The sequence below is a fragment of the Paenarthrobacter sp. YJN-5 genome (assembly GCF_015040095.1).
In the GTDB taxonomy this organism is placed as follows: Bacteria; Actinomycetota; Actinomycetes; order Actinomycetales; family Micrococcaceae; genus Arthrobacter; species Arthrobacter ureafaciens.
Genome location: NZ_CP053544.1, coordinates 261,549 through 282,155, shown reverse-complemented (window position 1 = coordinate 282,155; position 20,607 = coordinate 261,549). Strand labels below are relative to the sequence as shown.

General features: G+C 64.2%; 20 protein-coding genes. 4 read left to right on the top strand and 16 right to left on the bottom strand.

The window, feature by feature from the left end; translation table 11 throughout:
- Nucleotides 1–21 precede the first annotated feature (21 nt).
- A complete protein-coding gene (locus HMI59_RS01310; RefSeq protein WP_166186764.1) occupies nt 22–1,131 on the bottom strand; it encodes an EAL domain-containing protein in 1,110 nt (369 codons plus the stop codon).
- Between the two features lie 238 nt (nt 1,132–1,369).
- Between HMI59_RS01310 and HMI59_RS01305 the strand changes: the two genes are divergently transcribed.
- Nucleotides 1,370–1,714 (top strand): iron chaperone, encoded by a 345-nt coding sequence (locus tag HMI59_RS01305; protein WP_166186765.1) that lies wholly within the window; start codon nt 1,370–1,372, stop codon nt 1,712–1,714.
- Between the two features lie 4 nt (nt 1,715–1,718).
- On the opposite strand, the gene HMI59_RS01300 is transcribed toward HMI59_RS01305, so the two are convergent.
- The 12 genes from HMI59_RS01300 to HMI59_RS01245 form a co-directional block, all read right to left on the bottom strand.
- On the bottom strand, nt 1,719–2,522 hold the full coding sequence (locus tag HMI59_RS01300) for an IclR family transcriptional regulator C-terminal domain-containing protein (protein WP_166186766.1): 804 nt from the start codon (nt 2,520–2,522) through the stop codon (nt 1,719–1,721).
- Nucleotides 2,523–2,555: 33 nt separating this feature from the next.
- On the bottom strand, nt 2,556–3,224 hold the full coding sequence (locus tag HMI59_RS01295) for a 3-oxoacid CoA-transferase subunit B (RefSeq protein WP_166186767.1): 669 nt from the start codon (nt 3,222–3,224) through the stop codon (nt 2,556–2,558).
- 2 nt (nt 3,225–3,226) lie between these two features.
- The gene (locus tag HMI59_RS01290) at nt 3,227–3,913 is read right to left on the bottom strand and encodes a 3-oxoacid CoA-transferase subunit A (protein WP_166186768.1); all 687 of its coding nucleotides are present in this window, start codon (nt 3,911–3,913) and stop codon (nt 3,227–3,229) included.
- Between the two features lie 4 nt (nt 3,914–3,917).
- Nucleotides 3,918–5,132 carry a thiolase family protein gene (locus HMI59_RS01285; RefSeq protein ID WP_166186769.1) on the bottom strand — a complete coding sequence of 405 codons (1,215 nt, stop codon included), beginning with the start codon at nt 5,130–5,132 and terminating at the stop codon, nt 3,918–3,920.
- A gap of 119 nt (nt 5,133–5,251) precedes the next feature.
- Complete coding sequence (pcaC, locus tag HMI59_RS01280) at nt 5,252–5,719, bottom strand: 4-carboxymuconolactone decarboxylase (RefSeq protein ID WP_370583556.1); 468 nt, start codon at nt 5,717–5,719, stop codon at nt 5,252–5,254.
- Nucleotides 5,716–6,519 carry an alpha/beta fold hydrolase gene (locus HMI59_RS01275; protein WP_193592552.1) on the bottom strand — a complete coding sequence of 268 codons (804 nt, stop codon included), beginning with the start codon at nt 6,517–6,519 and terminating at the stop codon, nt 5,716–5,718. The genes pcaC and HMI59_RS01275 overlap by 4 nt, the downstream gene beginning before the upstream one ends.
- Nucleotides 6,512–7,930 (bottom strand): adenylosuccinate lyase family protein, encoded by a 1,419-nt coding sequence (locus HMI59_RS01270; protein WP_193592551.1) that lies wholly within the window; start codon nt 7,928–7,930, stop codon nt 6,512–6,514. Before HMI59_RS01270 ends, HMI59_RS01275 begins: the two co-directional genes overlap by 8 nt.
- Nucleotides 7,927–8,541 (bottom strand): protocatechuate 3,4-dioxygenase subunit alpha, encoded by a 615-nt coding sequence (gene pcaG, locus HMI59_RS01265; protein WP_193592550.1) that lies wholly within the window; start codon nt 8,539–8,541, stop codon nt 7,927–7,929. Before pcaG ends, HMI59_RS01270 begins: the two co-directional genes overlap by 4 nt.
- Before the next feature lie 4 nt (nt 8,542–8,545).
- Nucleotides 8,546–9,415: a protocatechuate 3,4-dioxygenase subunit beta gene (gene pcaH / locus HMI59_RS01260; protein WP_193592549.1), complete on the bottom strand. Its 870-nt coding sequence runs from the start codon at nt 9,413–9,415 to the stop codon at nt 8,546–8,548.
- Nucleotides 9,416–9,469: 54 nt separating this feature from the next.
- Nucleotides 9,470–11,347, bottom strand: coding sequence for a bifunctional sugar phosphate isomerase/epimerase/4-hydroxyphenylpyruvate dioxygenase family protein (locus tag HMI59_RS01255; protein WP_193592548.1), 1,878 nt, complete (start codon nt 11,345–11,347; stop codon nt 9,470–9,472).
- On the bottom strand, nt 11,347–12,243 hold the full coding sequence (locus HMI59_RS01250; protein WP_021474642.1) for a shikimate dehydrogenase: 897 nt from the start codon (nt 12,241–12,243) through the stop codon (nt 11,347–11,349). The genes HMI59_RS01255 and HMI59_RS01250 overlap by 1 nt, the downstream gene beginning before the upstream one ends.
- 272 nt (nt 12,244–12,515) lie before the next feature.
- Nucleotides 12,516–13,286, bottom strand: a complete 771-nt coding sequence (locus tag HMI59_RS01245) for an IclR family transcriptional regulator (RefSeq protein ID WP_062098593.1) — start codon at nt 13,284–13,286, stop codon at nt 12,516–12,518.
- A gap of 202 nt (nt 13,287–13,488) precedes the next feature.
- On the opposite strand from HMI59_RS01245, the gene HMI59_RS01240 reads away from it, so the two are divergent.
- A complete protein-coding gene (locus HMI59_RS01240; protein ID WP_069696385.1) occupies nt 13,489–14,811 on the top strand; it encodes an MFS transporter in 1,323 nt (440 codons plus the stop codon).
- 68 nt (nt 14,812–14,879) lie between these two features.
- Here the strand turns inward: HMI59_RS01240 and HMI59_RS01235 are convergent, their stop codons facing one another.
- Nucleotides 14,880–17,660 carry a VCBS repeat-containing protein gene (locus tag HMI59_RS01235; protein WP_193592547.1) on the bottom strand — a complete coding sequence of 927 codons (2,781 nt, stop codon included), beginning with the start codon at nt 17,658–17,660 and terminating at the stop codon, nt 14,880–14,882.
- A 278-nt stretch (nt 17,661–17,938) separates the two neighbouring features.
- Here HMI59_RS01235 and HMI59_RS01230 point away from each other — a divergent pair, with 278 nt between their 5' ends.
- On the top strand, nt 17,939–18,175 hold the full coding sequence (locus HMI59_RS01230; RefSeq protein ID WP_062098596.1) for a hypothetical protein: 237 nt from the start codon (nt 17,939–17,941) through the stop codon (nt 18,173–18,175).
- A gap of 47 nt (nt 18,176–18,222) precedes the next feature.
- Here HMI59_RS01230 and HMI59_RS01225 read toward each other — a convergent pair whose 3' ends face one another.
- Together HMI59_RS01225 and HMI59_RS01220 are read right to left on the bottom strand one after the other, a co-directional pair.
- Nucleotides 18,223–18,510, bottom strand: coding sequence for a MoaD/ThiS family protein (locus tag HMI59_RS01225; protein WP_031217229.1), 288 nt, complete (start codon nt 18,508–18,510; stop codon nt 18,223–18,225).
- A gap of 8 nt (nt 18,511–18,518) precedes the next feature.
- Nucleotides 18,519–19,763, bottom strand: coding sequence for an exo-alpha-sialidase (locus HMI59_RS01220; RefSeq protein WP_227471494.1), 1,245 nt, complete (start codon nt 19,761–19,763; stop codon nt 18,519–18,521).
- Between the two features lie 343 nt (nt 19,764–20,106).
- Here HMI59_RS01220 and HMI59_RS01215 point away from each other — a divergent pair, with 343 nt between their 5' ends.
- Nucleotides 20,107–20,607 (top strand): hypothetical protein, encoded by a 501-nt coding sequence (locus HMI59_RS01215; RefSeq protein WP_193592546.1) that lies wholly within the window; start codon nt 20,107–20,109, stop codon nt 20,605–20,607.

Here is a 20,607-nt window from a genome sequence, read left to right as displayed (position 1 = left end):
CCGTCGGGCTTTACCAGGCTGCTAGCCGACCGACTGGGCTTCCGCTTGGGAGTGCAGGGACCAGGATGACCAGTCGAGGGGGTGCACCGACGGGCGGCCGAGCAGGTAACCCTGAGCCGCGGCAACGTTGAGGGCGGTTGCTTCCTGCAGCTCCCCCGCCGTTTCGATGCCTTGGGCCACCACGGAGGACCCCAGTTCCCGGGCAAGCGCAACAACCGCACGGGCGCGGATGCGTTGCCCTTCAGAGTTGTCGATGCCCTCGATCAGGTGTCGGTCCAGTTTGAGGATGTCCGGACGAAGTTCCTCGATCTTGTCCATCGAAACAAAACCCGCACCGGATGCGCTGACCGCGAGGCGCAGTCCACGGCGGCGCAACGGACCCAATCCATGGTCATCGTCCCAGCCGTCGGCCAACTCCAGGCTTCCCGTCAGCTCAATAACGATCCTGTCCGGCGCCAAGCCGGCCCCTTCCAGAAGCTTCCGCACCCGCGGGTCCGCTGCCGTTTCCGGGCTGAGGTTGAAAGCCACGAACATGGTGTCCGGGAAATCCTCCGCAGCCGCCAAGGAGCAGGAGAGCGCCGCGATTTCCAGATCCGTTCCGAGGCCCGCCTCCGACGCTTCCCGGAACCACACATCGGCCGCCGCACCATCCTGCTCCACGAACCGGATCAGCGCTTCAACGCCGATCACGTCCCCGGAAAGCAAGCCGTGTATGGGCTGAAAGGCCGTGAGCAACAACTTGTCCCGCAGCACCGACTGGATGCGCTTGCGCACCTCGGTATCAATCGGAATGGTGACAGTCTGGGGAGCTTCCGCAGTTTCACGGTTCAGGCTCATCGAATCCTGGTGGACAACGGGGGCCGCGCCGGCCGCCGGCTGGGTACGCGTCACGATCAAGTGCTCAAGCAGGACGCTCTTGGGATCGTCGGGATGTTGCGTGAACCGCTCTTGGAGGTTGCTCCGGCTCTGCTGGCTCCGGGGATCCGTCTCGGCGAGGATGGACTCGATGATTTCCAGGGCCTGCTGCCGGACGCGGGTGTCGTCCACGGCAGGGACCGCGCTGACCGCGCGTTCGTTCGGCGGGCCTTCCAAGGCACCGCCAGGGGGAAGAGAGAGCCCACTTCTAGACATCGACTTTTCCTTCAATGTTAATTTGTGCCGACTGCGCCCAGTACACAACCGGCTCAGCTCCGTCCACGGGCACCTCCCAGCGGCGCACGGAACAAAGCAGCCCAGTCGTGCGTCAGCGCAACCAGGCTTGTGAGGAATCCTACAAGAGACCTATGGCAACCATGAAGACCGTTTGCAGGGTTGTTACCTAACTGAGCGCTCTCTGTTGAATTCACGCCTGAGGAGGGAGCATGGCCCTATGGGAACCGTCACCGAATATCTGCAGACCGTCACCGACCCTCACCGCTCCCTGCTGCAGCGGATCGTGGAAATTGCCCGTGAACTGGCGCCCGACGCGGAGGAAGGCACAAGCTACGGCATGCCTGCTCTGATGGTGGACGGCAAGGGCTTTGTCAGCGTCCTGGAAACCAAGAAGCACCTTGCGTTGTACCCGTTCAGCGGCCAGATCCTGCCGGAAATGTCCGAGGAACTCGGCGGATACTCGTGGTCTCCCGGAACCCTGCGCTTCTCGGAGGACAATCCCCTGCCCGATTCCCTGGTGCGGCGGATCCTGGAAACCCGGCTGGCGGCGATCCGGAAGTAGCGCGTCAGTGCTTCGCTGACACGTCCTGGGAGATCACCTTGGCGGTGGCAACCACGGCTTCCCGGACTGAATCCAAGTAGGCCTCCGGGTCCGGCTGGGACGCAACCGCCTGAGCTTGCAGGGACACGTTGATGGCCGCCACGTTGTCGCCGTTGTTGTGGTTCCACACCGGGGCCGCGATGGACATCAGCCCGATTTCGAGTTCCTGGTCAAGCAGGCACCAGCCTTGCTGGCGGACGCGCTCGACGGCGGCCCTCAAGTCAGGCGCGTCGGTGATGGTTCGCGCCGTGAGCGGCTTGAGCTCCGCCGTCGAAAGGTATGCCTCAAATTTGGCCTGCGGAAGCCCGGCCAGAAGGACTCGGCCCATCGACGTCGCATAGGCCGGAAAGCGGGTGCCCACCGTAATTCCGACATTCATGATGCGCTTGGTGGCCACGCGGGCAACATAGAAGATGTCGTGGCCATCAAGGACGGCGGCCGACGTGGACTCTCCCAGTTTCACACTGAGTTGCTCCAGATGCGGCTGCGCCAACTGCGGCAAGGACAACGCCGACAGGTAGGAGTACCCCAGTTGCAAGACCTTGGCTGTCAACGCGAACGTCTTGCCGTTGGTGCGGACGTAGCCGAGCTCCACCAGGGTGTAGAGGAACCGCCGCGCCGTCGCACGGGTCAGGTCGGTACGCGCCGCGACTTCGCTCAGAGTCATGACCGGGTTGTTGGCGTCGAACGCCCGGATGACAGCGAGCCCGCGGGCCAGCGACTGGACGTACTGGTCGCTGGCTTGCGGGGCAACTGCTGAGTCGGTCATGGTCATCAATCCTAGTTGCGCTGAAGCCGGGGCCTACTCAGCCCGTTTCAGCGGCAGGGGTACCAATTCCTGGATTTCTTCGAAGGTGCAGCCGAAGGTTTCGCGGACGGTGACGCCGTCGGGTCCGGTGAGGAACACTGCCTTGTCGGTGTACACGCGGGTGACGCAGCCGACGCCCGTGAGGGGGTAGGTGCACTGCTCCACCAGCTTTGAGGCACCGTCGCGGGTCAGGAGCGTCATCATCACGAAGACATCCTTGGCACCGGTCGCGAGGTCCATGGCACCTCCGACGGCGGGGATCGCGTCGGGCGCGCCGGTGTGCCAGTTGGCGAGGTCACCGGTGGCGGAGACCTGGAACGCGCCCAGGACACAGATGTCCAGATGGCCCCCGCGCATGATCGCGAACGAATCGGCGTGGTGGAAGTACGAGGCTCCGGCCAGTTCCGTGACGGGGATCTTGCCGGCGTTGATCAAGTCACCATCGATCTGATCGCCAACCGCCACAGGACCCATGCCCAGCATCCCGTTCTCCGTGTGGAGCGTGATGTTCTGGTCCTCGGTGAGGTAGTTGGAGACGAGCGTCGGCTGGCCGATGCCCAGGTTCACGAACGAGCCCGGGGTGATATCGCGGGCCACCAACTGGGCGAGCTCGTCACGGCCGAGGGGCTTTTCAGAGGTTTGGATGCTTGTTTGCGTGCCCATGCTCAGGCCACCTTCCCTGTTGTTTCGGCAGAATCGACCCGGACCACGCTGTTGACGTAGATCCCCGGCGTAACCACGTTTTCCGGGTCCAGCGAACCCGTAGGCACAATCTCGGAGACCTGAACAATGGTGTGCTTGGCCGCGGCGGCCATGATCGGGCCGAAGTTCCGGGCCGTCTTGCGGTACACGAGGTTGCCTTTGCCATCAGCTTTCAGGGCTTTGATCAGGGCGACGTCGGCGTGAATCGGCGTCTCGAACACCTGCCACTTGCCGTCCAGGAACCTGGTTTCCTTGCCCTCGGCCAGCATGGTGCCGAATCCGGTGGGTGTGAAGAACCCGCCGATCCCGGCCCCGGCTGCACGGATGCGTTCGGCCAGGTTGCCCTGCGGCACCAGCTCCAGCTCGATCTCACCGGCGTGGTACTTCGCGTCGAAGTGCCACGAATCGGACTGCCGCGGGAAGGAACAAATCATCTTCCGCACCCGGCCTTCCTTGATCAGCAACGCCAAGCCCTGGTCGCCCTGGCCGGCGTTGTTGTTCACCACGGTCAGGTCCTTCGCGCCGCAGTCCATCAGCGCATCGATCAGTTCGAACGGCTGCCCGGCGTTGCCGAACCCGCCGATCATCACCGTGGAACCGTCCTTGATCCCGGCCACGGCCTCGCCAACAGTGTCAATAAAATTCAACATCGTCTTAACCCTTTACAGAACCAGTTACGTTTTCCAGCACCACGGCCAGGCCTTGGCCAACGCCGATGCAGATCGCCGCGACGCCCCACCGCTGCCCGGAGGCCTGCAGCGACCGCGCCAAAGTACCCAGGATGCGGGTACCGGAAGCACCCAACGGGTGGCCCATCGCAATCGCGCCGCCGTGGCGGTTCACGATCGAGGGGTCGATCCCCCACGCGTCGACGCACGCCAGCGACTGCGCGGCGAACGCTTCATTAAGTTCGACGGCGCCAACTTGGTCCCAGCCAATGCCCGCCTTCGCGAGGGCCTTGTTCGCGGCCTCTACCGGGGCGTACCCGAAGAACTGGGGATCGTTGCCGTGCGCGCCACGGCCGGCGATGCGGGCCAACGGCTCCAGACCAAGAATGTCCGCGCCGGCTTCGGAACCGATCCACGCCGCTGAAGCACCATCAGACAAAGGCGAGGCGTTCCCGGCGGTGACCGTGCCGCCGTCGGGCCCTGAACCCTCGGGACGGAACACCGTCTTCAGCCCGGCCAGCTTCTCCGCCGAGGAACCTGCACGGATCCCCTCGTCCCGCACCAGGTCCGTGCCCGGAACCGCGGTCACCAGATTGTCGTAGAAGCCTTCGTTCCACGCGGCGTCGGCCAGGTTGTGCGAGTCAGCCGCGAACTGATCCTGCCGTTCGCGCGTGATCCCGTACTTCTCACGCAGCCGTTCGGTGGCCTCGCCCAGGGAGATGGTCCAGTCCTTGTTCATCGCGGGGTTCACCAGACGCCAACCCAACGTAGTGGATGCCAGGGTCATGTCCCCGGCCGGGTAGGGCTTGGACGTCTTCGGCAAAACCCAGGGCGCACGGGACATAGACTCCGCGCCGCCCACGAGGACGACGTCGGCGTCCCCGGCATTGATCTGCCGCGAAGCGATGATCGCCGCATCCAACGACGAGCCACAGAGCCGGTTCACCGTAGTACCCGGGATGGAGACGGGCAGGCCGGCCAGCAGCGTGGCCATGCGGGCAACGTTGCGGTTTTCCTCGCCCGCGCCGTTCGCGTTGCCGAACACCACCTCATCGATCCGCTCAACATCCAGCCCCGGCGCCCGCTTCACGGACTCCCGGACCACGTGCGCAGCCAAATCATCAGGACGGACGGCAGCAAGACCGGAGCCGAACTTGCCAAACGGCGTGCGCACGGCGTCGTACACAAAAGCCTGGTTCATAAGAATTTCCTTCATTTCGTGGTACCCAACTGGGTCGCATTTGTGCGCGTTTTGAGGGGTCTAAACGCGCACTAATGCGACCTGGTTGGGTGCGGGGGCGCTAGTTGGGTGCGGGGGCGCTAGTTGGGGGCTGGGGCGGCGTCGATGTCCGCGAAGACCTTCTGGGCCGTCTTGAACGCCGAGTTGGCCGACGGGACGCTGCAATAGATGGCCGTCTGGAGCAGGATTTCCTTGATCTCGTCCCTGCTCAGGCCGTTGTTGAGGGCTGCCCGGATGTGCATGGCCAGTTCCTCCCAGTGACCGTGCGCCACCAAGGCCGTGAGGGTGACGGCCGAACGCATTTCCCGGCTCAATCCCGGCCGCGTCCAAATGCCACCCCAGGCGATCCTGGTGATCATGTCCTGGTAGTCCTCGGTAAAGGAGTCGATGCCGGCGTTCGCCCGGTCCACGTGCGCGTCACCCAGCACTTCGCGCCTGACTACCATGCCGGCGTCGTAGATTTCCTGGCCCGTGGCCTCCGGCTGCACGGCACCATAGCGGGAAGCGTCGCCGCTGCGCTGCGGGTTTCCCGCAGAAATGCTATTCACAGTCCGTTCTCCTTCATGAAGTTCCGCATCAAACCAGCCACAACGTCGGGTGCCTCGGCCGGCGCCAGGTGTGCGACGCCGTCGAGCGCTTCCGCCACCGCAAAAGTGCCACCCGCCTTGATCCCGGCCACCACTTCTTCCGCGAACGACGTCGGCGCCACGGAATCCTCGACGCCGGCAATCGCCTGCGTGGGGACAGTGATGCTGCCAAGCTGCTCGCGGACGTCGAAGGCGGCAAGCGCTTCGCAGCAGAACGCGTAGCCGAAGCGGTCGGCGTCGCGGAGGGCGTGCAGGAGGCGGCTGCTGACATCCGGGCGTCGATCCATGAAACCAGCGGCGAACCAGCGCTCGGCCGAACCCTGGATCATCACCGGCGTGCCCAGGGACCGCACGGTTTCCGCGCGTTCCAGCCAGCCCTCCGGCGTGCCCAGCTTGGCGCCGGTGCACTGGACCGAGAGGCTCCGCAGGCGGTCGCCGTGCTTGATGCCCAGCTGCAGGCCCGTGGCCCCGCCCAGCGAGACGCCCGCGTAGTGGAACCGGACGCCCGGAGAAACAGAGTCAACAAGATCGACGACGGCGTCAGCCAGTTCCGCAACGTCGAAACCTTCGGTGGCGGTCGGGGACATGCCGTGGCCGGGGAGGTCCCAGCCGATGACGTCGTACTCGTCGCCGAGCAGCGCGGCGGCCTCGGTCCACAGCACGGTGGAGGTACCCAGCGACGGGCCCACCACCAGGAGCGGCTTGGATCCCGGTTCGCGCTGCGGGGTGAGCAGCACGGCCTTGACGATTGGCTTAGCCACGAGTGGTTCCCTTCGTTGAAGCAATGAATTTCGGGTAGGCAGCGAGGATGCGCCGGCTGATTTCCGCGGCCTCGCCGAGGTAGCTCGCGGGATCCAGCAAGGCATCCAGCTCGGCGTCGGACAGCGTTGCAGGCGGGACCGCCTCGCGCAGGAGCTTGCGGTACGTGTCTGCCTGCTGCGAAGCCGGCGCCTGGAGCGTTTGATCGACGACGGCCTGCAGCTTCTGCTTTCCGTCCTCGCCGATCAGAGGTGCGACGGCGGCAGTCACGCCTTCGCTGAGGAGCAGCGGGCCTGAGATCTCCAGGTTCCTGCGCATGGCCTCGGGGAACACCCGCAGGCCTTCCGTCAGCTCCCGAAGGTGTCCGGCAGCACCCAGCGCCAGCGCGAGCACACGACGCAGGGCCGGCCATTCCGTATGCCAGGCACCGTCGGGCCGCTCGTCATTGAAGGTCGCGGCGGCCAGGTGAAGTTGTGAAGCCAGTGCCGGAGCCTGCAAAGCTGCACTGCGGATCAGGACGGAGAGGACGGGGTTCTGCTTTTGCGGCATGGCCGAGGAAACGCCACGTCCAGCGGCCAAGGGCTCACCGAGCTCCCCTACCTCGGGGCGGCTCAGGAACACCAGGTCCGCGGCGATCTTGCCGAAGCCATCCAGCAGGGAAGCCAGCGAGTCCCCAAGGGAGGTCACGGCCAGGCGGTTGGTGTGCCAGGGGGCAACTGCCGGAGCCAGCCCGAGTTTCAGGGCGAGCGAGTCCGCGAGGGCGAACGGTGTGGCCGAAGAGCCCGCCGTCAGTTTGGAGCCTGATGCCAGCGTTCCGCCCGCGCCGCCGAACTGCACCGGCAATTCCAGCGATTCCAAGCGACGGGCAGCAGCCGCCACTCCTTGGAACCATTGCGCGGCCTTGAGCCCGAATGTGTACGGGAGCGCATGCTGCGTCAGGCTCCTGCCAACGCACAGCGTGTCCGCATGCTCTCCCGCCAAAGTGGCGAGCGCCGTCGTCGTGCCCTTGACCTCAACCAGCAGCGCCGAAACGGTGCGGCTGGCCAGCAGCATGAGTGCGGTGTCGAGCACGTCCTGGCTGGTCAGCGAGGTGTGGACGGCCCTGGCCGCGCCGACCCCGTCAGTGTCCAGGCTGCGCACGCGTGCGCGGAGTTCGCCGAGCAGCGGGATCACCGGGTTGCCGCCGCCTTGGGCACGTTCAGCGATGGCGGCGATGTCATAGTGACCGGGATCGGCGGCTTCGGACACCACAGCTGCAGACCCTTCCGGGACCAGCCCGGACTCCTCGAGAACGGCTGCCCAGGCAGCTTCGACGTCGAGGATCGCCGCGGTCACGGCACGGTCGCCCGTCAATGCCGTCACCGCAGGCGAGGCCGTGACGGGGCTGAGGAGGCCGAAGTCGCCGTCGGTCATGAGGTTGCCAAATCCCCGGAAGCCAAATCCCCCGAAGCCAAGTCCAGCGAACCGTCCTGCTGGAAGTCCAGGAACACGGTCTCGCCCTCGCCCTGCAACCGGATGTCCCAGGTGAGTCCGCCGTCGGGGTCGCGGCGGGCGATGAGGGTCTTGCGGCGCTCGGGATCCAGGGAGCTCAACAAGGGATCGTTGGCCAGGGCTTCCTCGTTGTCGGGAAGGTAGACACGGGTGAAGAGGCGGTTCATGAGGCCGCGGGCGAACACTGCCACGGAGATGAACGGTGCCGCTCCCGGCTTCAGCGGCCCGGGGTTGACGGTAGTAAAGGTGTAGACGCCGGAGTTGCCTACCGCACCGCGGCCCCAGCCGGTGAACGTGTAGCCGTCGCGGACCAGGGAGCCCGTGCGCTGGACGATGTTGCCCGCGGAGTCCGGCTGCCAGATTTCGAGGATGGCGTCCGGGATGGTGTTGCCTGCGCCGTCGTACACCGTGCCTTGGAGCCGGATGCTGCCGGGGCTGCCCGGTGCAAGGAGTTCGTTGTCCTTGTTGAACGGAAGGGCGTAGCCGTAGAAGGGTCCCACCGTCTGGCCCGGTGTGGGTGTCAGCTTGCTCATGTGCTTACTCCTCGTCCCCGGCGTCGCCGTATGCTTCGTTTTCGGTCCAGGTCCGCTTGGAACCGGTCAGGATGATGTCCCACTTGTAGCCGAGGGCCCATTCGGGGCTGGTCAGCTCGTGGTCGTACGTCGCCACCAGGCGGTCCCGGGCATCCTGGTCAACGATCGACTGGTAGATGGGGTCCAACGGGAAGAGCTGGTCGCCCGGGAAGTACATCTGGGTGACGATGCGCTGCGTGAACTCCGAGCCGAACATGGAGAAGTGGATGTGGGCGGGGCGCCATGCGTTGAGGTGGTTCTTCCACGGGTACGCGCCGGGCTTGATGGTGGTGAAGGAGTAGGAACCGTCGGCGCCGGTGATGCAACGTCCGACGCCGGTGAAGTTGGGGTCGAGCGGGGCGGGGTGCTGGTCACGCTTGTGGATGTAGCGGCCGGCGGCGTTGGCCTGCCAGATTTCCACGAGCTGGCCCGCAACCGGGCGGCCGTCGCCGTCCAGGACGCGGCCGGAGACGATGATGCGTTCGCCCTGGGGTTCGCCGTTGTGCTGGATGGTCAGGTCCGACTCCAGCGCGTGCACGTCCTGGTGACCGAAGGCGGGCGAGTAGAGCTCGATCGTTTCCGGGTCGGCATGGTGCAGGCTCTTGGTGGGGTGGCGCAAGATGCTGCTGCGGTACGGCGCATAGTCCAGGCGCGGCATGGTCTCAGGAGCCTTGCCGTCCTTCAGGGCCTGGGCGTACTTGTCGCCGATCGCCTTGATCTCGGCACTGAGGTCCGCCTGCGTCTCCACCTTTCCGGCGTCAGGGGCGGCGTGTGGCTCGGCCGGCGGCACGAGTTCCTCTGATTCAAGGGCTTGCGCGGTGTTGTCTTGCGGCACAACCGGCTCCTTTCTGTGGCTTCGTTGTCAACTTCGTTGTCAGGGTGCAGGCAGCTATGCCCGGTGGAGTGAGTCGTATTGGACGGCGTGGCGGACTGGCGCGTTCGGGGCTCCGTAACCGTCGTAGTTGCCCCGGCGCTCCACCATTTCGAAGAACACGCTGCCCACGGTGGCGGTGTAGAAGTGGAGGAATTCACCGTTGGCGTCCCGGTCATACAGGAGGTTGAGCTCCTTGAGGGTGGCCAGGAAACCCGGTTCAAGATCGAACCGCGCGTCCAGGTCCTCGTAGTAGTTGGCCGGAATCTGCAGGAACTCAAGGCCACGTTCCCGTGCTGACCGGGCTGTTGCCACGAGGTCATCCACGGCGAAGGCGATGTGTTCCTGATAAGTCTTGGGCATTGACGCCTGCTGCACGGGTGCCAGGTTCAGCACCAGCCGGACTGTACCGTTGCTGGTCTGCATGACCTGCGAGCGCACCAAGCCGCTGGGGCTGGGTACCTCGGCGAACGGCTGCGGTTCCAGGGCGAGGGCGCTGGTGTAGAAAAGGACAGCTTCATCAAAGTGCTGCCAAGGCTGGGCGAGGTTTACGTGGTCAATGACCGCTGTCTGGGCTGCCCGCGGGTGCTCCAGCCCTTCGCCGAATTCCTGCGTCCACGCCGCTGTGCCGTCGGGGCTGCCTTGGCACAGGAAGATCTCCGTGGAGTCCGGGGCGGAGATGCCTTGGAACACTTCCTCGTCAGCCTGGACCTTGCGGGCCACCACAGGGGCCTTGAGCTGCTGGGCGCGGGCGGAGGCAATCACTGGAGAGTCGACGTCGAACCCCAAAGCGGCGATAGCCGGTTCCGTGTGCAAGGCGGCTTGCTCGTTGATGATCACGCGGGCCTGGCCCATGGTCCAGAGTTGGACGTCCTTGGTGCGGTGCCGGCCCTCGAACTCGAAGCCAAGCTGGCCCAGGAGTTTTTCCAGCTGCACGGTGTCGTCGGCCTTGACCTCCGCGAAGTTGAACCCTGCGGGCTCGTTCACCTTGGGCAGGGTGGCCAGTTCCATGGGATAACGACGGCGGCCGGCGGCTTTTTGTTCGGATGCCCCGGCGGCGGTTTCTGCGGAGGTGCTTGCGAGCCACTTGGCGCTCTGCTCCTCCAACCAGATGAGTGAGCGCATGGCATCCACGGCCGTGCGCTCCACGTCCGACTGGCGGAACACGTCATTGAACACCTCCAGGGACACCGGTCCCGTGTAGCCTGCCCGGACCACGTGGCCCATGAACTTGGCGAGCTCGAACTGGCCCTCCCCGGGGAAAACCCGGTAGTGGCGGCTCCAGGACAGCACGTCCATGGAGAGCTTGGGGGCGTCGGCCACCTGGACAAAGAAGATCTTGTCCGCGTTGATGTCCTCGATGGGCGCGGTGTCCCAGTCACGGGAAAGGATGTGGAACGAGTCCAGGCACGTGCCCAGGTTGGGGTGGTCCACTGCCTCCACCAAGCGGTAGGCGTGCTCGTAGTCGTTGACGTGCTTGCCCCATGCCAGGGCCTCGTAGGCCACCCTGACGCCGTGCTCCCCCGCCAGCGCGGCAAGCTGCGCGAGCTGTTCTGCCCGCAGTTGGTCATCGTCGATCGTGGTCGTAGCCACGTTGGAGCAGACCAGGATGGTGTCCATGCCAAGGCGCGCCATGAGCCTGAACTTGGCCTCGGCCCGCTTGAGGTTGGCTTTCAGCAGGTCCGGAGTGACGCCGTCGAAATCGCGGAACGGCTGGTAGAGGTCCAGGCTCAAGCCGAGGTCGGCGGCCATCTTGCGGATATCTTCAGGACTGAGTGGCGACGTGACCAAGTCCTGCTCAAAGATCTCGATGCCGTCGAAGCCCGCAATGGCGCAGGCCTGCATCTTCTCTTTCAGTGTGCCGGAGAGGCAGACGGTGGCGATCCCGGTGCGCATCAGTGGGCCGCCTTCACGAGTGCCGATTCTTCGGTGGCGATGAGCTCAAGGAAGTGTTCACGCATGCGGTCGCGGTCGGCGTCTTTGCCGGTGAAGAGCTTGAAAGCGTCCGCCGCCTGGCCGACTGCCATGCGGCCGCCGTCGAGCACGTCGCAACCCTTGGCGCGCGCTTCGCGGACCAGCTGCGTTTCGATAGGGCGATAGACGATGTCCGCCACCCAGTGGCGGGGTTCCAGCAGCTCGATGTCGAGCGGCAGTCCGGGATGGGCAGCCATGCCGATCGGGGTGCAGTGGACCAGGCCGTCGGCGAGGGGCATGACGTTTTTCAAGTCGGCCGGCGTGTGCGCGGTGATGTTCGCGACCGGGAAAAGTCCACTGAGCTCAGTGGCACGCTCGGCCGCGCGGCTGGCGTCCATGTCCACAAGGTCCAGATGCTTGACGCCGGCTTTGAGGAGCGCATAGGCGACCGCGGACCCGGCACCTCCCGCGCCCAACTGGACGACGCGGTCCAGCTTGGCTGCGGACAGCCCGTCGGTGAGTGCCGAACCGAAGCCGGAGAAGTCCGTGTTGTGGCCGATGAACCGGCCATCCCGGATCAGGACGGTGTTGACGGCGCCCAGGCGATCGGCGTCGTCGGACACCTCATCAAGGTGCTGCAGCACCAGCTGCTTGCACGGGTGCGTGATGTTGAGGCCGTTGAAGCCCATGCGGCCGGCGGCTGTGAGGAGATCCCCGACGGCGGTTGCCGGCAACGCGAGATCCAGAAGGTCGATGGGGCGGTACAGCAAGCGAAGGCCCTGCACATCGGCCTCGCGTTCATGCATGGGCGGAGTCAGCGACGGCATGACGCCTTCGCCTATCAGGCCCACCAAAACGGATTCGGCTCGGTTGCTCATCCTCAAGCTCCTTTTACTTCGGCACCGCGGACTTTGGATTTTCTGGGTCCACGGGGCCGGGTGATATCGAGATTACTACAAATGTTCATATTCCGCACGCATGTTCTTATAGCGAACATTTTCGGCGTGCGCACCCAACTAGGTCGCAGTTAAGCGCGTTTAGAGGGGTCAAAACGCGCACTAATGCGACCTAGTTGGGTGGGTGGGGTGGGGGTGGGGGTGGGTGGGGTGGGCGGGGTGCGTGGGGGTGGGTGGGTTTGGCATGGGGTGGGTTAGCGCTGGGGCAGGCGGGCCGCCAGCTCGGCTGCGGCCTCCTGCAAGGTAGGGACGTGGGAAACCAGCTCCTCCATGGTCATTCGGAAGACCGGCACAGCTACGGCCACGGAAGCGAATGCGTTGCCTTGGGCGTTGAGGACGGGGACTGCGACTGCGCGCATGCCGATCTCATTCTCTTCATCCATGACCGCGTAGCCCTGGCGCCGGACCTGCTCGATCTCCTCGCGGAATTTGTCGCGGTCCGTGATGGAGTGTTCCGTCAGCGGATCCAAGGGAAGCTCCTCCAGGAGCCGCTTCCGCTCAACCTCCTCCTCGAAGGCGACGATCGCCTTGCCCACGGAGGTGGTGTGGAGCGCGCCGAGATGCCCGGGGTCACTGGTTACGCGGAACGTTTTGGGCCCGTCCACCTTATTGACCGTCAGGTGGTGGTCTCCATCGCGAACCGAGAGGATAGTGGCCTCATGGGTGCGTTCGGTAACCCGCTGCAGGACCGGGAGCGCCGTGGCCGCGAAGCCATGGTGGTTGGAGACGCGCTGTCCCAGCTGGAACACGCGCAGGCCAAGATGGTAGCGCCGCCCGTCCGGCTCGTAGTCCACAAAGCCGTCGCGGGTGAGCGAACCCAGCAGTCGATACGTGGTGCTGAACGGCAGCTCCGCCGCCCTGGCCAGATCTGCGGCGCTCGCCCCCTTCGGCTCGTCACCCAGCAGAACAAGCAGGCTCAGCGCCTTGCCCACCATGTCCGTTTTTGTGCCCTCTTTCACATTCATAGTTCGATGCTCTCATATGGTGAGAGCTATTTCTAGATAGTGGTGACATCTCTTGACAAGTGACCGCTCTCACAGCCAGTATTGCTGTATTGCACAAGTAGCTCTCACCATGTGGTTACTTTTGGGACGATCCGGCCGCACCTAGCCCTCGATCTCCCGCAGAAGCTTGATCCGCGACATCGTCGTCACAGAAGGAACTCCCATGAGCCAAACAATGCCGTCAGCGACGCCCGGCACTGAAACCACCACCGGCACTCCCAAGAAAGCGGCCCTCGCCAGCTTCCTTGGCAGCGCGGTGGAGTACTACGACTTCTTTATCTTCGGTTCGGCAGCGGCGCTGATCTTCCCGCATGTGTTCTTCCCGGACGCCGACGCCAACGCAGCCATCATGTCTTTCGCCACCTTCGGCTTCGCTTACGTTGCCCGCCCGGTGGGAGCGATCATCCTGGGCCACTTCGGGGACAGGATCGGCCGTCAGAAAGTCCTCATGTTCACCCTGGTGCTTATGGGTGCCGCAACCTTCGTGATCGGATGCCTTCCTGACTTCAAGACCATCGGCTGGTGGGCCCCGGTCCTGCTGGTGCTGGCACGGCTGGCCCAAGGCCTTTCGGCCGCAGGCGAGCAAGCCGGCGCTTCGTCGATGACCCTTGAGCACGCTCCGGACAACCGGCGTTCCTTCTTCACCTCCTGGACCCTCACGGGCACCCAGGGCGGTCAGATCCTTGCCGCCCTCGTCTTCATCCCCGTGGTGGCCCTCCCGGACGAGATCAAGTACGGCATCGGCTGGCGCATCCCGTTCTGGCTCAGCGCGGTTGTTGTGATCGTGGCCTACTTCATCCGCCGCACCCTGCACGAGCCCCCGGCCTTCGCAGAAGCCAAGAAGCACAACCAGATCGCCAAGCTTCCCGTCGCCGACCTCCTGAAGCTGCACTGGCGCGACGTCCTGCGCGTTGTGTGCTGCGCGTTCATCGCTGCGGTGAGCACCGTGTTCGGCACCCTGGCCATCAAGTACGCACAGGATGTGGCCCATGTAAGCAGCACCATCACGCTGTGGCTCGTGGTGGTAGCCAACGTCGTTGCCCTGGGTACGCAGCCGCTCTTCGGCACCCTGGCTGACAAGATTGGCCGGAAGCCCGTCTTCATCTACGGCGCTATTGCCAGTGCCATCATGACTCCCGTTTTCCTTCTGACGCTCGAATCCGGAAACGTCCCCCTGATGTTCCTGGTGTCAGTCGTCTTCTTCTCATTCGGTTACGCCGCTGCGAACGCCGTTTGGCCGTCCTTCTACGGTGAAATGTTCAGCACCAAGGTTCGGTTCTCCGGCTTGGCCATCGGCACGCAGCTCGGCTTCCTCATGGCAGGTTTCGCCCCGGCAATCGTCACGGCCATGGGCGGCACCAAGGCCGGCGGCTGGGTACAGATCTCCATCTTCAGCGGAATCATTTGTGCCATTGCCGCAGTCTCCGCCCTGACTGCCCGCGAATCAGCGAAGGTACCAACCGCGGAACTGGGCCTGCGCAAGTAGACCGCCCCAAAAAAACGTTCGCCTCCCGGTTCACGAAGAACCGGGAGGCGAACGTTTTCTATGTACTCCTACAGGGGATTCAGTTTCACCGACTGGAATTTACCCCCACCGGTCCCGGCGTACAGGAGCAAAGTTCCGTCACCGGCTACTCCCACCACCGACGGGTTGCCGGTACCCGTGAAGCCATTGCCCAGAGCGGCGATGCTGGAGAACATGTTCCAGCCGGATCCCAGGTTCACGCGGGAAAGGAAGCCACCCGAACCGTTGCCCGGGTAGAGCCACAATCCCCCGTCGGAAGCACGGCCCAGCAGGTCTTCGCGGCCGTCGCCGTTGAAGTCCCCTGCCTGGAGGACCAGGTTGAACATGTTCCATCCGGTGCCGATCTGCTTCCGCGCAAGGAAACCACCGGCGCCGTCACCCGGATAGAGCCACAGCACGCCGTCCACAGTCTGCCCAATGATGTCGGCTTTACCGTCGCCGGAGAAGTCGCCCGGTGCCAGCAGCTGCGTGAAACCCTGCCAGCCCATCCCGATCTGCCGACGGGCAAGGAACTTCCCCTTGCCATCGGTCGGGTAGAGCCAGAGCGTCCCGTCAGGGGCCCGGCCCACCAAATCCGGCCGTGAATCGCCGTCGAAATCTCCGGCACTGAGGATGGTGTCGAACATGTTCCAGCCCGACCCCACCTGCACCCGCGGCAGGAAACCACCGGAACCGTTGCCCGGATACAGCCACAGCGTGCCGTCCTTGCTCCGCGCCAGGACGTCCGCCACGCGGTCGCCGTTGAAGTCGCCCGCTTCCCACACTTGGTCGAAGGCGGTCCAGCCGGTGCCGATCGCCAGACGATCGGCGAAGCCGCTGCCGTCACCCGGGTAGATCGTCATGGCGCCGCCCGCGGCCGCGGCCAGCACGTCGTCGGACTTGTCCCTTGTCAGGTCCTCGCCACCGATCAGGTCGCCCGCGCTGTTCCAACCACTTCCGACGGCGGCACGCGGCAAGAAGCCACCCTTGCCGTTGCCGGGGTAGACGTAGAGGGTACCGTCGCCGGCGCGGGCAAGAAGCCCTGCGGTTCCGCCGCCGAATGAACCCGCCGGCGCGAGGGTGTTGAAGGCATCCCAGCCCTGGCCCAACAGCACCTGGCTTTGGAATCCGCCGAAACCGTCCCCCGGGTACAACCAGAGACGCCCGTCCGGGCTGGAGGCGATAACGTCGGCGCGGCCGTCCCCGGAGAAATCGCCCGGTGCTACCAGCTGGGTGAATCCTTGCCAGCCGAATCCCACTTGGCTCCGGGAGAGGAAGCCGCCCTTTCCGTTGCCCGGGTAGAGCCAGAGCCCGCCGTCGCTGGTCCGGGCGAGGACGTCAGCGAAACCGTCACCGTTGAAGTCCGCAGTGCCGAAAACCGCGTTGAAAATGCCCCAACCGGAACCGATCTGGACAGGATCGGCAAGCCGGTTCCCCGGCAGGCCGCGGAACAGCAAGAGGGAACCGTCGGCCTCTCGGGAGATGACATCGGCGAGCTTGTCGCCGTCGAAGTCGCCGGCCGAGAACCGCATACGCGTCTTGAGCTTCGGATCGGCGTTGATGGTGACCGTTGCCGACGTGGCAGAAACGGAATCGATGGTCACCTGGGTGCCGGTATGGGTGGTGAAGGTCCTGCCCGCCGGCCACGAGTGGTTCTTGGCGTACCAGGGCTCGGTGAACGGGACCGTTGACGGCATGAGGATCAGCGACGACGCAATGGTCGCCCCGCCGCGTTGGACAATCTTGACGCCCTTGTTGCCCTCTTGGCCCGGGTTCTTCAAATACGAGTCATAACCCACCGGTTGCCGAAGTTCGAGGTAGTACACCTCTTTACTGACGGGGTCGGTGAATTTGATGGCACGCTGGGCGTCGGTTCCGCCCCACGGTTTGAGGGTGTAGCTCTTCACACCACCCGCGACTCCGACGTCGCGGATTTCATCGCCCCGGCCGAGCCCTGCATAGTCCCAGAACGACGAGCTGATCACAGGCTGGTTGTACTGCGCCGCGCCCATGATGTCCGTGGTGTCGCCGTATTCGCGGATGTAGCAGGAAGGATCGGTGAACCTGCCGCTGCTGTCCGTTCCCACATCTGGAACGCCGCTGCCGCACTGCAGCGCATCGGCGTGCATCAAACCGATGACGTGGCCGAACTCGTGGCTCATCACGTTGTTGGAGAAGCTGCTCAGCTGCGGCAACAGGACCCTGCCGCTGTAGCTGCCGCTGCTGTAGCCGGCGCCGAGCGCGTTGCCGGACAGGGTGGATGAGGGAATGAAGATCACCAGCGCGGTGTACGGGCTGGCCTGCCACTTCATCTCGCTGGTGATGGTGGACATGATGACGCTGTAGTGGTCAGTGGACCGCGCCTTGGACTGGAATCCGGACACCTTGCTGTCCACGGTCATCGACAAGCGATTGTTGGTCATCGCCTTCCAGTAACTGCTGGTCGAGGCCACCACCTGCTCGGCACCGGCCATGGAAACGGTGTTCGAATTGTCCGCCAGCTTCGCCGTTACCAGACGGACGCGGATATCGCCGCTGGGACCCGTGGCGGCCACGCCGTCCCGCAGGAGGACTTCGACGTCGGAAGGTCCTTGTGCGGCCTGCGCACCTGCGCGCGGGTCGCTGGACTGGGTGTCACCGCCTTGGGGGGCACCGCCCAAAGGCGTCTCGAACACGTGGTCCGAATGGGGCGTCCCCTCGACGAACTTTACGTTCGGATTGTCCGGCGAGGGCAGCGGAACGGCCGTTGCCGGGGCTTGGGCAAAAATGAGGCTGGAGGCGAAAACCAGCAGGCCGGTGGACACGGCAATTGACCGCTGCAAGAAACCCATCAAAATCTCCCAGAGATGGAGCCTTTGGTTCCCGTGAGTCTCAAGAACCGACATCAGGGTACAGCGGCAGGCTTGCGGGCCTGCGGAAGAGGCGGCCAACCGTCGGCGCGTCTTACCGCCGCGGGCAGGTCCCGGCGTCGAGCGTGTCCGGAAACCCGGGCAGCGCGCAATGCTTACCGGGCCCTAACCATGCGGAAATACTGCGGCAACAATGCCCCGCCACACTGGAATGGCCGGCAAGCGCAGGCACCAGTTCCAGCTCCAGCCAGGAGGACACCATGCTGAAGGAAGCCAAATCCCGAACAACACGTATTCGCGCTATCAGCCAGCTCCATCGTGGAGACGAAATCGAGGCCCGACTGTCCGTTGGACCCGCTTACGATGACGTGGTCATTCGCCGCGGTCGGGTCCAGGAAACAGCCCCTGGAATCGGCGTCGTGTGGATCATGGACCACGCCTCCGGGATGAGGAAAGCCATCAATACCGACGAATGCAGTGTTTGGCGCGTCGCCTGAGCGACCCCGCACCAGAGCAGAACCCCGGCGCCACACCCCGCGCCCGTTCAGCCGCCGGCCACGGATTGGATAATCAACACCTCCTGGCCGCCCGCTACCTCCGTATCAAGCCCCTTGAGCCGCCGGACCTCGTCACCGTTCACGTAAATATTCACGAAACGGCGGAGGGCACCGGTTTCATCACGCAAACGCCGGGCAAGTACCGGATACTCACCGGTCACAGTGTCCAGCAACTGTCCAACGGTCACGGCCCCGTCGGCGGACGCAGTCAGGTAGGACTGTCCGCCGACGAGTGGCTGCAGGACACCGGGAAGCACGACCGTAATGTCAGCCACCATTGGTCCTAACCGGGTACAGGGTCGCTGGCGGGACTTTCAGGATTCCCGTCCACTTGGGCGGCTGCATCGACGATCACTGCTGCTTCTGCCAGGACGTTGGCTTCTGCTGCCGCCAAGGGCGCTTCCAAGCCCGCCGGATTTCCAACCACGACGGCGGCCCTCACGCACAGCACGTCCGGCAAGTGCGAGATCACTTCGGTGAAGGTGCCACCCTCATCAGCACTCGCATAGACCGATCCGCCGCGGGTTCCGAAGTAAACGCCAACGGGTTCGGCTGTATCCACGGCGGCGGCGTCACGCAGCACTGCGTTGTATTCGTGGTCCGGGAGCCCGGCGTGAAGCTCGGTCCAGGAGTCGCCGGCATCGTCCGTGCGGTGGACACTCAGTTTGCTGTCCGGCGGGATACGTTCGCCGTCCGCCTTCAGGGGAATGACCCAGGCCGTACCCTCGCGGCGGGGGTGCGTCAGCATGACGAAGCCGAAGTCAGCGGGCAGGCCCTCCGCGATCGAGCTCCAGTTCTCCCCGCCATCATCCGTCCGGTACACGCCGTGATGGTTCTGGGCGTAGAGCCGCCCCTCCACCGTGGCATCGGCCGCGATCTTGTGGACACACTGACCGAACTCCGGGTTGGGATCGGGCATGAAGTAGGCCGAGATTCCCTTGTTCCGGGGCTCCCAGGAGGTGCCGCCGTCCAGCGAGGTATAGACGCCGCCCGTGCTCATGGCGATGTGTACTTGCTCGCCGCTGGGATCCACCACGATCGAGTGGGCCGCCGCACCTCCGTAACCGGCACCCCATTCACTGCGGTGGGGGTGGTCCCAAAGTCCGCGGTTCAACTCGAAGTGTTCGCCGCCGTCGGTGGATTTCCACACGGAAATGGGCTCGCAACCTGCCCAGACGACGCCGGGGCGGGAATCGGCGTCGGGATATATCTGCCAAATGCGTTCCAGGGCGGCGTCGGTGCCGTCCGGAAACTTAATGGCGCCGTGCTCTGGTTCGGTCCACGTCGCGCCCAGATCGTCCGAGTGCGCCACGGTGGGCCCCCAGTGTTCGGAGCGGACGCCGACCATGATCCGTGTTTTGCCGTCCCGCGTACCTATCCCGATGCTCGGTATCTCACTCATCAGGAAGTGCGGGCCGGAGAAGGACCAATCTATGCGGTCCGGGCTGGTCGCCAGCCACAGACCCTTCTTGGTCCCGATCGCCAAGACATAACTCTCTGCGGTATTTGGGGTTGCCATGATCCCCATCGAACCATCGTGGGATGGGGAGGGCAATGGGTTCTTGGTGGCTATGTGGACAACAACGTGACTCTGACATCAGGCAGCGGAAGAGATTCGCATCACTTTCCAGCACCTCCGCGCACTACCTATTCGCGAAGGTGTGTTGCAACCGGGCAACCCTTCTGCTCTCTGGCAAGCGCGCCATTGAACTGAGTCTCTTTAGATTGGGGAATCTATGAAAAGGCTAGGCAGCATCGCGTTGGCATCAACGCTCGCGGTTGGCAACACATTGATCGGCAGTCAAGCTGCCAAGGCAACTAGGTTGCTCCATGGGCAACTAGTTCGACTGTTCGGGGGGAATGGTTAACACATGGCTATTGATTCAGGACAAAATTCTGAGAGTTTAGGTCAGCGCCCAAAACGCGGGATAAAGGCTTTCACAAAAGCTACATTGATAGCTATCTTGCTTGGCGGCACGCTCGGATTCAGCGCAGGCGCCGCATACGCCACGAATACGCAAAGTCTTATAGGCCAGTTCTCGACTGGTGGGAGGACATACCAAACGTTGGCCGCGCTTGATACAACGTGGGACGGCGGTCGTGGGAGTGCAGCATCTTTTATTTATGCCCAAGGAGGTGACGTCCCCGTCGGCTGGATGTACGCACGCGGCCGTGCCTTTATTGGCGGAAACTTCTGCGATGAGGGATGGGAGGCTTACAACGGCATAGTCGCCCACCAACTTGATAACGGTGTATGGCTTTCATGCGGCTACGGGGCCTACCAGTCCTATGGAGTCGTCGGCGCTTGGAACGGCAACAGCTACAACTACTACTACACCTACCGGACACCAGCCGCATACGGGGGGCTCTAG